The organism is Streptococcus nasisuis (assembly GCF_040836615.1).
GTDB classification, from domain to species: domain Bacteria; phylum Bacillota; class Bacilli; order Lactobacillales; family Streptococcaceae; genus Streptococcus; species Streptococcus suis_V.
On the sequence record NZ_CP162268.1, the window covers coordinates 58006 to 70469 of the forward strand.

13 protein-coding genes are annotated in these 12464 nt (G+C 45.2%); 12 read left to right on the top strand and 1 reads right to left on the bottom strand.

From position 1 onward, the window contains the following. The first annotated feature begins 112 nt into the window (after positions 1 to 112). From AB1F57_RS00360 to ltrA, 6 genes are all read left to right on the top strand, one after another. A complete protein-coding gene (locus AB1F57_RS00360; protein WP_170238944.1) occupies positions 113 to 1021 on the top strand; it encodes a helix-turn-helix domain-containing protein in 909 nt (302 codons plus the stop codon). 264 nt (positions 1022 to 1285) lie between these two features. Beyond that, on the top strand, positions 1286 to 2521 hold the full coding sequence (locus AB1F57_RS00365) for a folylpolyglutamate synthase/dihydrofolate synthase family protein (protein ID WP_367985887.1): 1236 nt from the start codon (positions 1286 to 1288) through the stop codon (positions 2519 to 2521). A 35-nt stretch (positions 2522 to 2556) separates the two neighbouring features. Beyond that, on the top strand, positions 2557 to 2781 hold the full coding sequence (locus tag AB1F57_RS00370; RefSeq protein WP_167785834.1) for a hypothetical protein: 225 nt from the start codon (positions 2557 to 2559) through the stop codon (positions 2779 to 2781). Between the two features lie 52 nt (positions 2782 to 2833). Then, the gene (locus AB1F57_RS00375) at positions 2834 to 4384 is read left to right on the top strand and encodes a quinol oxidase (RefSeq protein WP_174852974.1); all 1551 of its coding nucleotides are present in this window, start codon (positions 2834 to 2836) and stop codon (positions 4382 to 4384) included. Positions 4385 to 4521: 137 nt separating this feature from the next. After that, positions 4522 to 6693, top strand: coding sequence for an anaerobic ribonucleoside-triphosphate reductase (gene nrdD / locus AB1F57_RS00380; protein WP_174852973.1), 2172 nt, complete (start codon positions 4522 to 4524; stop codon positions 6691 to 6693). Positions 6694 to 7333: 640 nt separating this feature from the next. Then, positions 7334 to 8611 carry a group II intron reverse transcriptase/maturase gene (gene ltrA, locus AB1F57_RS00385; RefSeq protein WP_367985804.1) on the top strand — a complete coding sequence of 426 codons (1278 nt, stop codon included), beginning with the start codon at positions 7334 to 7336 and terminating at the stop codon, positions 8609 to 8611. Between the two features lie 76 nt (positions 8612 to 8687). Here ltrA and AB1F57_RS00390 read toward each other — a convergent pair whose 3' ends face one another. Then, positions 8688 to 8786 carry a type I toxin-antitoxin system Fst family toxin gene (locus tag AB1F57_RS00390; protein WP_209306960.1) on the bottom strand — a complete coding sequence of 33 codons (99 nt, stop codon included), beginning with the start codon at positions 8784 to 8786 and terminating at the stop codon, positions 8688 to 8690. 135 nt (positions 8787 to 8921) lie between these two features. Here AB1F57_RS00390 and AB1F57_RS00395 point away from each other — a divergent pair, with 135 nt between their 5' ends. The 6 genes from AB1F57_RS00395 to nrdG are packed head-to-tail and all read left to right on the top strand — an operon-like array spanning position 8922 to position 12412. Continuing rightward, complete coding sequence (locus AB1F57_RS00395; protein ID WP_167786006.1) at positions 8922 to 9071, top strand: hypothetical protein; 150 nt, start codon at positions 8922 to 8924, stop codon at positions 9069 to 9071. Further along, entirely contained in the window at positions 9064 to 9552 is a 489-nt protein-coding gene (locus tag AB1F57_RS00400; RefSeq protein WP_367985888.1) for a metallophosphoesterase, read from the top strand. The genes AB1F57_RS00395 and AB1F57_RS00400 overlap by 8 nt, the downstream gene beginning before the upstream one ends. 24 nt (positions 9553 to 9576) lie before the next feature. Continuing rightward, positions 9577 to 10407 (top strand): bifunctional UDP-sugar hydrolase/5'-nucleotidase, encoded by an 831-nt coding sequence (locus AB1F57_RS00405; protein ID WP_367985889.1) that lies wholly within the window; start codon positions 9577 to 9579, stop codon positions 10405 to 10407. Between the two features lie 14 nt (positions 10408 to 10421). Continuing rightward, complete coding sequence (locus AB1F57_RS00410) at positions 10422 to 11387, top strand: Gfo/Idh/MocA family oxidoreductase (RefSeq protein WP_172059556.1); 966 nt, start codon at positions 10422 to 10424, stop codon at positions 11385 to 11387. Then, positions 11356 to 11853, top strand: a complete 498-nt coding sequence (locus AB1F57_RS00415) for a GNAT family N-acetyltransferase (RefSeq protein ID WP_105160537.1) — start codon at positions 11356 to 11358, stop codon at positions 11851 to 11853. The genes AB1F57_RS00410 and AB1F57_RS00415 overlap by 32 nt, the downstream gene beginning before the upstream one ends. A gap of 1 nt (position 11854) precedes the next feature. Continuing rightward, on the top strand, positions 11855 to 12412 hold the full coding sequence (gene nrdG / locus AB1F57_RS00420) for an anaerobic ribonucleoside-triphosphate reductase activating protein (protein ID WP_167786003.1): 558 nt from the start codon (positions 11855 to 11857) through the stop codon (positions 12410 to 12412). Positions 12413 to 12464 lie beyond the last annotated feature (52 nt).

Sequence of the window (12464 nt, forward strand, 5' to 3'; positions counted from 1 at the left end):
AATTTCACATAAAAAATAAACTTTCTACCGTAGTTTACAAAAGAAAGTTTGTTTTTTTCTTGAAAAATTTGGTATAATTAACCATATTTTAGTATAAATAAAGGGGAATTATATGAACGATAAGGAATTTGGGCAACGTATTCGCCAGCTGAGAGAGCAGATTAATTTGACGCGCGAACAGTTTTGTGGTGATGAGGTTGAACTTTCAGTCCGGCAATTGATTCGGATTGAGACTGGCAGCTCAAAACCCACGTTGTCTAAAATCCAGTACATTGCCACACGTTTGGGAATGACCTTGTATGAATTGATGCCAGACTATGTTAAGCTCCCAGATAGATACTCGAAATTAAAGTTTGAGGTTCTCCGCACACCGACCTATGAAAATACGGACTTGATAGAAAAACGCAATCGTCTGATGGAAGAAATTTATGACGACTATTACGACGACCTGCCAGAGGAAGAGCAGATAGCAATTGATGCTTTTCAGTCTTTTGTTGACATATATGAAACAAAGTCTGTCCATTTTGGGAAAGCTATCTTAGATGATTATTTCGAGCAGGTTCATCGTAAAGATAAATTTACTGTCAATGATTTATTGGTTGTGCGGCTATATTTGGAGCATTTACAGGATGAGGACATGACCTCGCCAAGATTTCAACATTTTTTAGATATTACCCAGCATTTTCCGGTACAGGTGGAAGCTATAGATTCAAATGAGCTATTTATTTTGCGTGATGTGATGCTAGCTTCTATTGGTATCCTTGGGACTAAGGAGTGTTATGACTATATTCCGCCTATTTTTGATACTCTAGACCAGATAATGGTCCAGACGCACGATTTCCAAAAGAAACCGATTCTGAATCTATTAAAGTGGAAATACGTACTATATACCAACAGTGACCGTGAAGAGGCACAAAAATTGTACGAAGAGGCTGTTATGTTTGCGAAATTAATAGGTGATGATCATTTGGTGGCTAAACTAGAAGAATCATGGAAAGGGGATTCCACTGGAAAAGTGTAAGATGCTTATGAAGAGCATTGTGACAACCTGCAGAAGAGGAGCAAGTTGGGATGAGAGAACTATAAAAAACAAGTGACATTTTTGTCCTGTTTACTGACCCAATAAAATTCTATAATAGTCTCATCAAAATAAAGGAGACTAAAGATTATGAATTTTATTAAGGCATTTACAACGTTCGGAACTGGCTGGGATTGGTGGTGGAAAGGCTAATATCATATCCGTCAAAAACCAACGCAATTGTTGGTTTTTTGCTATACTTAATACATGCAAACTTTTCACAAATTAGACACCTGGCTCAACAGTAAGCAGGGTCAGCTATTTCATTACAAGTTAGAGAAAATTACCTATGCCCTGGATTTGTTGGGCAAGCCTCACTTGGATTTGCCGGCCATTCATGTGGCGGGGACCAATGGCAAGGGCTCAACGATTGCCTTTATGCGCCAGCTCTTTCAGGCTCACGGACTGCGGGTCGGCAGTTTTGTCTCCCCTCACATGGTCACGGTACACGACAGGATTTGCATTGATCAGACACCGATTTCAGACCAGGATTTTCAGCGCCTTCTCCAGCAGGTCTATGAGTTGGAGCAGGAGGTTGCTACGGTCTATGAACCCTTCCGCTATTTCGAGGTCATGGTTCTAATCATGTTCCTCTATTTTCGCGAGCAGCAGCCTGACCTGGCACTTATCGAAGTTGGCATCGGCGGCCTTCTGGACACGACCAATGTAGTCTCCCCGGCCCTCAGCATCATCACTTCCATAGGTCTGGATCACCAGGATTTATTAGGCGCGACTTTGGGAGAAATAGCAGAGCAGAAAGCAGGAATTATCAAGCCAGAGATGCCTGTCGTTCTGGGACCATTTTCTGCCGACATCAGCCAGCAAATTCGCCAAATTGCTGCTGAAAAAAAAGCTCCAATCTACCAGCTGGGTCAAGAATTTACCTCTAAAGCAGCTACTTTCAATAGTCCAAGTTTTCAGCTGTCAGAATTAGTCTTGGGTCTCCCAGGTCAGCACCAGCAAGAAAATGCGGCCCTGGCTCTGCAGAGTTTCTTGCTTTATATGGAGCAAATTGGGCAAACTGTTTCTGCGGATTTGGTCAGACAGGCTCTAGCCCAAACCAGCTGGGCAGGACGTTTGGAATTGATAGCCGAAAACCCCAAGATATACCTAGACGGCGCCCATAACGTTCCTGCCATGGAACGCTTGATTGAGTTCATTGAGATGCAGGACCAGCCTGTGACCCTCTTATTTTCAGCCCTGCAGCGCAAGGATTTTCAGGAAATGCTGGATTTATTAGAGGAAATATTGCCAGGTATCCAGCTTGTCTTGACCAGCTTTGCCTACGACGGAGCCTTGAAAGAGGAGCAGCGTCAGGGGCTGACCTACGTAGCTGATTATGAAGGCTTTATACAGGAATTTCAGGAACAAGACCAGGGCATCCTGATTGTCACAGGTTCCCTCTATTTCATCTCGGAAGTCCGAAAAAAATATCTGAACTAAGCGGTTTTTGGACCGCTTTTTGCGAATAAATAGGTATGAGACAGAAAAATAATGAGGAATTTTTGATAGAGTACAAGCGTGCCCAACGCCATACATTTCGTCAGATTGAACGCTATGCCAGTCTGTTTTCCAATCAGAATGGGGGCCAGATTAGCTATAGGACCATCCGCTATCCCTTGGAGGCTATGGTCCAAGTACAAGAGCTGGACGGAGAAAGGTACAGGGTCGGAAATGACCAAACAACTTCCGAAAGTCAATGACATGCCTCGAGCTTTTTGATATAATGAGTAAAGTAAATCCAAGGAGTGAGTTATGACAGAAGTAGAGTCAAGTGTAAATTTGGGAGATAAAAGTTTGTGGGGTGGCCGCAGGCATCGTTCTAAACGGAGAAAGCAAGCCTACCATGAATTTATACGGAATGTGCCGGATGTGCCTATTTGGCCGACCCTACTGTGGAGTTTATTTCTGAGTGTATTGAATGTTGCCAATCCTCTTTTGAGTTCCTTTGCGACCAATTTGCAGTCACAGGCACTCTATGCAGGCATGGCAATGCAGGCTGGTCATAAGCCTTATGAGTATTTTTTTGGAACCAATGGTGTCCTCTATTACCTAATCTTGGCTGTTGGTTCCCTGTTCAATACGACCATTGGCTTGATGATTTTTCAGTTCATCGCTCTCTTGATAGCAGGGATTTATCTCAATAAGATTAGTGCATATTTTAGTCGTTCACAGCGGGTTGCCCACCATATCAATTTTTGGTTCTATTGTTTCTTGCTGGTGGTGGACTTGGGTGGACTCTATGCCAGCATCTTTGCTCTACCTTTTGTGCTGACCAGTATCTGGTTTTTGATTCGCTATATAAATGATGCAGTCAGTGACGAAGGTTTCATTCTCTACGGGATTGATGCGGCGATTGTATTTATGATTTACCCTAAAAGTCTGATTTTATGGCTGGTATCGCCCCTGGTTTTATTTGTGTACAATAGTCGAAACAAGAGGTTGGCGAGAGGTGTTTATCAGTTTTTAGCAGCTGTATTTGGTTTTCTTCTCGTTGTCTACGCTGTAGGCTATTACACATTCATCGAGCAGATTCTGGGAATGGCAATTCAACAGACTTTTCTCTACAATATTAGCCTACAATTTACCTATGAAGGCATTTTGATTACCCTGGCTGTGGTTTTTGGTTTCCTGCTGATTTCAGGATTTTTAAATCATATTTTGACAACCCTATTGTCTATTAGCAAGGGGCAACAGACAGAAATTAAGCTGATAATGTTACTGGTTTTTCTTGTTCAAATGGTTTTCCTGATTGGGAATCCAAATTTTGAATGGAGCCAATTGACGGCCTTGATTCCGTATGGTTTTGTGCTAGCTGCAGCATCTTTGCATGGTCCAGAAACTGATGAAGAGTTTGAGATGCTGGATGAGGAGGAGAATGAGGATTATAGCTATCTAAAAGCTAGTTATTATCTGCCTATTTTGATGCTTCTAGCCCTATTTTTGCAACCAACCTACGCCTATCTGTTTGAAGAACCGGTCCGTGTGGAGAGGCAGGAAATAGCCCGCTATATCCGGGATAACACGACCAGTGATGACCAGATTTATGCCTGGGATAATAGTGCACAAGCCTATCTAGAAAGTCAGCGGATCTCGTCTGCTAGTCTGATTACAGCTCAACCCTATCTTAACACGGAAGACAACCGAAACAATTTAATCTATGATTTGAATCAAGGGGGAGCCAAGTATATCTTGGTAAATTCGGAGATTCCGCTCTTGGAACAGGTCTCAGCGACCCTAGAAGACAATTATGACCCTGTCCAACTCAGCTTCAATCACTTCAAACTATATCAAGAAAAAGAATGAAAGCGACTATGAAAGTAGTTGCTTTTTATCTATATATTGTGTAAAAAATGAAAATTTTCGAAAATGTATACTAGATATTGATTTTCGTCATTCAAAGTGCTAGACTATAAGCAGTGAGAAAAATGGAGGATAGCCAGATGAAAGTGCAAGAAACAATCTTACCCGAATTAGAATTAGCGGTCTTAAAGCGTGACGGTCGAACGGTCGCTTTTGAACAAGAAAAGATTTATTCTGCCTTGCAGCGGGCTAATCAAGAATTGGACCATCCTGTGTCAGATGTGGGTCTGTCAGTCGTTTTGGCAGGGGCCCTGCAGGAAATTGCCCGTCGTTTTACCAAGGATGTGCAAATTTATGAAATTCAGACGGTTGTCGAACAGGAATTGCTCAAGTCCCACCTCTATGACTTGGCAGAGCGTTATATCCAGTACCGAACGCAACGCGATTTTCGCCGGCATCAAGCGACGGACATCAACTTTGAAATCCACAAATTGCTCAGCAAAGATCAGTCTGTCGTCAATGAAAACGCCAATAAGGATGCGGATGTCTTTAATACGCAACGTGATTTGACGGCTGGGATTGTTGGCAAATCTATCGGGCTCAAGCTCCTGCCAGCCCACGTTGCCAACGCTCACCAGAAGGGGGATATTCATTACCACGATTTGGATTATAGTCCTTACACGCCCATGACCAACTGCTGCTTGATTGATTTCAAGGGCATGTTAGCGCAAGGGTTTAAGATTGGAAATGCCGATGTGGAAAGTCCTAAGTCCATCCAGACAGCGACGGCGCAGATTTCGCAAATTATTGCCAATGTGGCTTCTAGCCAGTACGGTGGCTGCTCGGCGGACCGTATTGACGAGGTGTTGGCGCCTTATGCTGAGCTCAATTATCGAAAGCATTTGAAGGATGCGGCGGAATGGGTGCTGCCAGACAAGGCTGAAGAATATGCGCGTGCCAAGACCCAGAAGGATATTTATGACGCTATGCAGTCTTTGGAATACGAAATTAACACTCTCTTTACGTCCAATGGTCAAACGCCCTTTACTTCGCTTGGTTTCGGTTTAGGAACTTCTTGGTTTGAGCGGGAAATCCAGAAGGCGATTCTCAACATCCGTATCAAGGGTTTGGGGCGCGAAGGACGGACAGCCATCTTTCCAAAATTGATTTTCACTGTCAAACGCGGGCTAAATTTGGAGCCCGATTCGCCCAATTATGATATTAAGCAACTGGCGATTGAGTGTGCAACCAAGCGCATGTATCCAGATATGCTGTCCTATGACAAGATTATTGAGTTAACGGGTTCTTTCAAGGTTCCTATGGGTTGCCGCTCTTTCTTGCAAGGTTGGAAGGATGAAAATGGCCTTGAAGTCAATTCCGGTCGGATGAATTTGGGTGTGGTGACCGTCAATCTACCACGTATTGCCCTTGAAAGTGGGGGTAGTAAAGAAAAATTCTGGGAAATTTTTGCAGAACGCATGGCTATTGTCAAGGATGCCTTGGTCTATCGTGTCGAGCGGGTCAAGGAAGCGACGCCGGCAAATGCGCCTATTCTCTATCAGTACGGAGCTTTTGGGAAACGTTTGGCCAAGACGGACGCTGTTGATCAGGTCTTTAAGAACCGTCGTGCAACTGTTTCTCTAGGCTATATCGGTCTCTACGAAGTGGCGACTGTGTTTTACGGCGGTGCCTGGGAAGGAAATCCTGAAGCCAAGGACTTCACGGTTTCTATTATCAAGCGGATGAAGGAGTTGGCTGGCGACTGGTCTGACGAATACGGCTACCATTTTTCTGTTTACTCAACCCCATCAGAAAGTTTGACAGACCGTTTCTGCCGTTTGGATACGGAGAAATTCGGGTTGGTCAAGGACATTACGGATAAGGAATACTATACAAATTCCTTCCATTATGATGTGCGGAAAAATCCGACGCCGTTTGAAAAGCTGGATTTTGAAAAGGTTTATCCGGAGGCGGGTGCTAGCGGTGGCTTCATCCATTATTGCGAATACCCTGTTCTACAGCAAAATCCTAAGGCTCTCGAGGCGGTGTGGGACTATGCCTATGACCGTGTCGGTTATTTGGGGACCAATACGCCGATTGATCATTGTTATGCCTGCGGTTTTGAAGGCGACTTCGAGCCGACTGAGCGTGGGTTCAAGTGTCCAAGCTGTGGCAATAGCGATCCAAAACTAGTAGATGTTGTCAAACGGACCTGTGGTTATCTGGGCAACCCTCAAGCCCGTCCCATGGTCAATGGTCGACACAAAGAAATCTCCGCCCGCGTCAAACACATGAACGGGTCGAGTTTGTAGGAAAATAGAAATTCATTGACAAGAACATCACGGGGTGCTATGCTTTAGTCATAAGGTAAAGATTGTTTCACTTGTTCAAGTGATTCAAAAAGCCCTCAACATTGCAACGTTGAGGGCTTTTTTATGTACGACGGGCATGTCGTACATCTGAGGTGAAAGTCCTCCGTGGACACCCGCTACCGGTGAACCCCAAAGCGACTCCCAAGCCTGACTATCGTGAGGTAGCGGGGAGAGGAAGGGATAGCGAAATCGTGGCTCTACGAACAGAAACGTGATAACAAGGCGTATATAGGGGATGAGGGGGCATACAACTCTAAAGTCCAAAAAGGTAGTCGTAACCTATAGACGTAAATCACGAGAGTAAACGAGGAAAGATGTACGACTTATCCCGTGAGGTCTCATGAGCGTCAAAGACGTAGTAACAACGAATCATGAGAAGTCAGCCGAGGCCATAGTAGCGATGAAACTTCTGTAATAGAGGTGGAGCGAAGGGCTGAACAATTAACCGAAGTATACCTACTTCACTTGTGTCTGTAAAACTAGCGGTCTGATAGAACTGGGTGCGGTCACGTATTGACTAGAGGAAAGTTCACCAATATAAGACGTCCCTCAGACACCGAAACAAGAAAGGAATACGCACATGTCACAGTTACTAGATAATATCCTATCTCGGTCCAATATGCTTGAAGCCTACAATCAAGTTAGAGCCAATAAAGGTTCAGCAGGAATTGACGGCGTAACTATTGACGAAATAGATGACTATCTCCGCAAACACTGGCGTTCAACTAAAGAACTCATAAAGCAGAGGAAGTACAAACCTCAGCCAGTCTTACGAGTTGAAATTCCCAAACCTAACGGCGGAGACCGTCAGTTAGGTATCCCAACGGTCATGGATAGAATGATACAACAAGCTATTGTCCAAGTCATTAGTCCTATTTGTGAACCCTATTTCTCTGAGAGGAGTTACGGATTCAGACCCAATCGGTCATGCGAACAAGCTATTATCCAGTTATTAGAATACCTTAATGACGGTTATGAGTGGATAGTAGACATAGACCTGGAGAAGTTCTTTGATACCGTTCCTCAAGATAGACTGATGTCGCTTGTTCATAACATTATCCAAGATGGAGATACAGAATCTTTAATTCGTAAGTACCTTCATTCAGGTGTAGTCATCAACGGACAACGGTATAAAACACTAGTTGGAACTCCACAAGGAGGAAACCTATCACCGCTCCTGTCCAATATCATGCTTAATGAGCTAGATAAAGAGTTGGAAAATCGTGGACTTCGCTTCGTTCGCTACGCAGATGACTGCGTCATCACAGTCGGTAGTGATGCGGCGGCTAAACGTGTGATGCATTCAATTTGTCGTTATATTGAAAAACGATTAGGTTTGAAAGTCAACATGACCAAGACCAAGATTGTGAGACCGAGCAAATTAAAGTACCTAGGATTTGGGTTCTGGAAATCATCTGAGGGCTGGAAAAGTCGTCCGCATCAGGATAGCGTACAGAGTTTCAAGAGAAAACTCAAGAAACTAACGGCCCGTAAGTGGAGTATTGACTTAGACAGCCGAATTGAGCGACTAAACTGGGTCATCCGAGGTTGGATAAACTACTTTTCTATGACGAACATGAAATCAGTCATGGAAAGCATTGATGAACGACTAAGAACTCGAATAAGAGTTATTATCTGGAAACAATGGAAGAAGAAATCTAGGCGATTATGGGGACTTCTCAAATTAGGAGTACCGAAGTGGATAGCGGATAAAGTATCTGGCTGGGGAGACCATTATCAATTAGTGGCTCAGAGGTCTGTACTGAAACGTGCCATATCAAAACCAGTCCTCGCTAAACGTGGACTGGTTTCTTGCCTAGATTATTATCTAAAACGACATGCGTTAAAAGTTAGTTGAACCGCCGTGTGCCGAACGGCACGCACGGTGGTGTGAGAGGGACTAGAAATTAGTCCCTACTCGATTCCCCGAAGAGTTACTTGTTACGATTGTTTAGCCAATATTCAAGCAAGGTTGTAAGAATACCGACCAACAATGGTGCAAGATAAAGGGTAAAGATTGTTTCTATATCCAAGCAATTCTCCTCCCTTCATATTGTTACGGGGCTTGATTATCATAGTAAATAGACGACGGTCTTGTCAATTGGATTTAGAAAATATGCTATAATGGGGTATTGCTAGGCAATGATTTAGAAAGGAAAAGGAGAAAAATGGGTAAATACCAACTAGATGATAAGGGCAAGGCCTTGGTGCAGCGTTATCATGAGAAGAATGCAAAGGGGGGAGACAGCAAGCAAGACAAGCTAGCCACCCTTCGTCAACAATTTTTACAAAAGGCGCAGAAGAAACGTAATGTCTAAGAACTATCGCGATATTACCATTCTCCACAGCAATGATATGCACTCTTATATAGAGAATTTTCCCAAGAAGGCAGCGCTGATTGCTGAGATTAAGGAGACAAACCGGGCGAAAAACATTCCGACTTTTGTCTTTGACAGTGGCGACCTTTTTTCGGGGAATATTTTCTTCAATATGTACCGTGGGGTAAAGGAAATCCAGCTCATGAATGCCATTGGTTGTCAGGCCATGACCTTGGGTAATCACGAATTTGACCACGGAGACGAGTTGCTCAGTCGCTTGGACGACTTTGCGGCTTTTCCGATTGTCTCCACCAATATTTCCTACCGCAATCCAGCCGATGCAGACGAATTGGTGCCCTTGAAAGACAAGTTGGTCTTTGATATGGCGGGTCGACCGCTCTATGTCTTGGGCTTAACGACCTTGGAGACCGAGGAAGTGGCTTCACCGACGGACAATGTGGTCTTTGAGGACCACGGATAGGCGCTCAAGCGGACCTTGTCCGAGATGGATAAGCAGGCGCACATTGTCTTGCTCAGTCATTTGGGCTATGACCAAGATGTTCAGCTGGCGGCGGAGTTTCCGGAAATCAATGTCATTTTCGGTGGTCACACCCATACGATTTTGAAAGAACCCAGTCAGGTCGGTAGCGTCAGCATTTTCCAAGCGGGACAGTATGGGCGTTTTCTGGGCAATCTTCTGCTCCGTTGCTACGATGACGGCAGTCATGAGGTGCTGTCCTATGACTTGGTGGAGATTGAGCAGCTGACAACAGAAGAGCCGACCATTCGGGAATTTATCGAGCAGATGCAGGCGGAGCGCAATGCTCGCTTTGCCCATTCTATTGCGAACCTGCCTCAAACCTTGGATGGTGAGCGGGAGAACATCCGTCAGGGACAGTCTACGCTGGCACCTCTGATTACGCAGGCCCTTTTTGAGCAGGCGGTTGCTCTCGGTTATCAGCCGGACGGAGCGGTCATCAATGGTTTTGGTATTCGGATGTCGCTCAACGCAGGCCCGATTTACTATAGCGATGTGGTCAAGGTTTTGCCCTTCTCCAAGCGCGTGCTCCTGGTCAGTATCAAGGGTCAAGATTTGATGTCCAGCCTCTCGACCGGTCTCCATCCACAGCTTCATGGCATTTCTCGCCAAGGCGATGATTTTTTGGTCAATGGCAGAGCGATTGAGCCGGATACCAGCTACCAGATTGTGACTAACTCCTTTGTCTGGTCTGGTAAGGATAACTATGATGATTTCCACAAGGCGATTATTATCCGAGATTTGGGCCTGGATGTGGATATTTTGAGTGAATTTTTAAGGAAAAGATTTGGAAAGTAAGAGGAGACATGTCCATGCTAAAAATCGGTCTCGTCGGTTTAGGAGGTATTTTTCAAAAGGCCTACCTGACCTATCTGCGGAGTTTGTCAGGCATTGACTGGCATTTGTTCACCCGCAATCAAGAAGTTCTGTCAAGCATTGCGGCCAGTTTGCCCCGCAGTCAGACCTATGCGACAGCACAAGATTTGGCCGAGGCAGACTTGGACGGTGTCATGATTCATGTGGCGACTCAGGCCCATGTGGAAATGGCAGAGCTGTTTTTGGAGCGTGGCATTCCTGTCTACATGGACAAGCCACTGGCCGAGGATTTTTACCAGTCGGCAGAGCTTTACAAATTAGCCCAGTCCAAGGGAGTCCTACTCATGGCTGGTTTCAATCGTCGCTTTGCTCCCAAGGTTCAAGAATTGAAAACCAAGCCCAACAAGCGGAGAATTGTTGTCGAGAAAAATGAAGTCAATGGCTTGGGCGACCTGCAATTCAAGCTCTTTGACCTCTTTATCCACCCGCTGGATACAGCCCTTTACTTGCTGGATGACCAGCCTCTGTCAGGTTCCTATGCCTACTATCTGGAAAATAATAAACTCAGTCAGGTCAATGTGACCCTTCAAACCGCTCAAACTTCTGTGGTCGTATCCATGAATCTCCAGTCGGGCAGCCGTCGGGAAATCATGGAAGTCCAGACACCGCAAGCGACCCATCAGGTTAAAAACTTAGAAGAATTGCGCACCTTTACCGCCAACCAAGAAATCATAGAAGGCTTTGGTTCTTGGGACACAACTCTTTACAAACGCGGCTTTGAAAGCATTGTCGAAGAGTTTTTCCAAGCCCTAGAAAGCAAGAAAAATCCAGTCAGCCCAAGCTCGAGCCTACTCAGCCACTGGATCTGTCACCAAATTGTATACGCAGATAAAGGAATAGGAGAATTACATGTCACCATCCCAAACGAAATTGACTTTAAGACGACCAACCTTAGTAGATAAAGAAACGATTTTGGATATGATTGCTGAATTTGAGCGAGAAGAGTCCGCAACAGACGGCGGCAATCTCTTTGCGAATTTTGACTTTGAAAGCTGGTTGCAGCAAGGTCAGGACTGGGAAATGGGACTGAATTTGCCAGAGGGCTTTGTCCCTTCTATCCAGTATGTCTCCTTTGATGATGCTGGGCAAGCAGTCGGTTTTCTCAGTCTACGCCTGCGTCTCAGTGATTATCTGCTCAACATTGGTGGACACATTGGCTATTCTATCCGCCCTAGCCAGCGGCAGAAGGGCTATGCCAAGGAGCAGTTGCGCCTTGGTGTGCAGGAAGCATTTTCCAAAAACATCCCTAAGGTCCTTGTGACCTGTGATGAGACCAATACAGCCAGCAAGCGAACTATCCTAGCCTGCGGAGGTAGCCTCGAAGACGTCCGTCATGGCACGGAGAGATACTATATAGAAGAGTGCTGATATGAACAATCCCAAACCCCAAGAATGGAAATCCGAAGAACTCAGTCAGGGACGGATTATGGACTACAAGGCCTTTAATTTTGTGGATGGTGAAGGCGTGCGCTGCTCTCTCTACGTCAGCGGCTGTCTCTTTCACTGCGAGGGCTGCTACAATGTTGCCACCTGGTCCTTCAAGGCCGGCATTCCCTACACTCAGGAGCTGGAAGACCGCATCTTAGCAGACTTGGCCCAGCCCTATGTGCAGGGCTTGACCCTTTTGGGCGGCGAGCCTTTTCTCAATACGGGGACCGTCCTTCCCCTGGTCAAGCGGGTGCGGACGGAATTGCCAGAAAAGGATATTTGGTCCTGGACAGGCTACACATGGGAAGAATTGATGCAGGAAACCCCAGACAAGCTGGAGTTGTTATCCCATTTGGATATCCTAGTCGATGGCCGCTATGACAAGACAAAACGGAACCTCATGCTCCAATTTCGCGGCTCTTCTAACCAACGCATCATTGACGTGAAAAAGTCTCTCCAAGAAGGGAAAGTTGTCTTGTGGGAGAGGTTGGAAAATTGACATTTTGCTAACATCAAATCTAGATTTTTTGCATGGTCTGATAGTGATATTT

Excerpts from the sequence above, each read along its gene's own strand:
- AB1F57_RS00395 (WP_167786006.1), top strand. The coding sequence starts at position 8,922 with ATGGGTAAATACCAACTAGATGATAAGGGCAAGGCCTTGGTGCAGCGT.
- AB1F57_RS00410 (WP_172059556.1), top strand. The coding sequence starts at position 10,422 with ATGCTAAAAATCGGTCTCGTCGGTTTAGGAGGTATTTTTCAAAAGGCC.
- AB1F57_RS00375 (WP_174852974.1), top strand. The coding sequence starts at position 2,834 with ATGACAGAAGTAGAGTCAAGTGTAAATTTGGGAGATAAAAGTTTGTGG.
- AB1F57_RS00360 (WP_170238944.1), top strand. The coding sequence starts at position 113 with ATGAACGATAAGGAATTTGGGCAACGTATTCGCCAGCTGAGAGAGCAG.
- nrdD (WP_174852973.1), top strand. The coding sequence starts at position 4,522 with ATGAAAGTGCAAGAAACAATCTTACCCGAATTAGAATTAGCGGTCTTA.
- AB1F57_RS00400 (WP_367985888.1), top strand. The coding sequence starts at position 9,064 with ATGTCTAAGAACTATCGCGATATTACCATTCTCCACAGCAATGATATG.
- ltrA (WP_367985804.1), top strand. The coding sequence starts at position 7,334 with ATGTCACAGTTACTAGATAATATCCTATCTCGGTCCAATATGCTTGAA.
- AB1F57_RS00365 (WP_367985887.1), top strand. The coding sequence starts at position 1,286 with ATGCAAACTTTTCACAAATTAGACACCTGGCTCAACAGTAAGCAGGGT.
- nrdG (WP_167786003.1), top strand. The coding sequence starts at position 11,855 with ATGAACAATCCCAAACCCCAAGAATGGAAATCCGAAGAACTCAGTCAG.
- AB1F57_RS00405 (WP_367985889.1), top strand. The coding sequence starts at position 9,577 with ATGGATAAGCAGGCGCACATTGTCTTGCTCAGTCATTTGGGCTATGAC.
- AB1F57_RS00370 (WP_167785834.1), top strand. The coding sequence starts at position 2,557 with ATGAGACAGAAAAATAATGAGGAATTTTTGATAGAGTACAAGCGTGCC.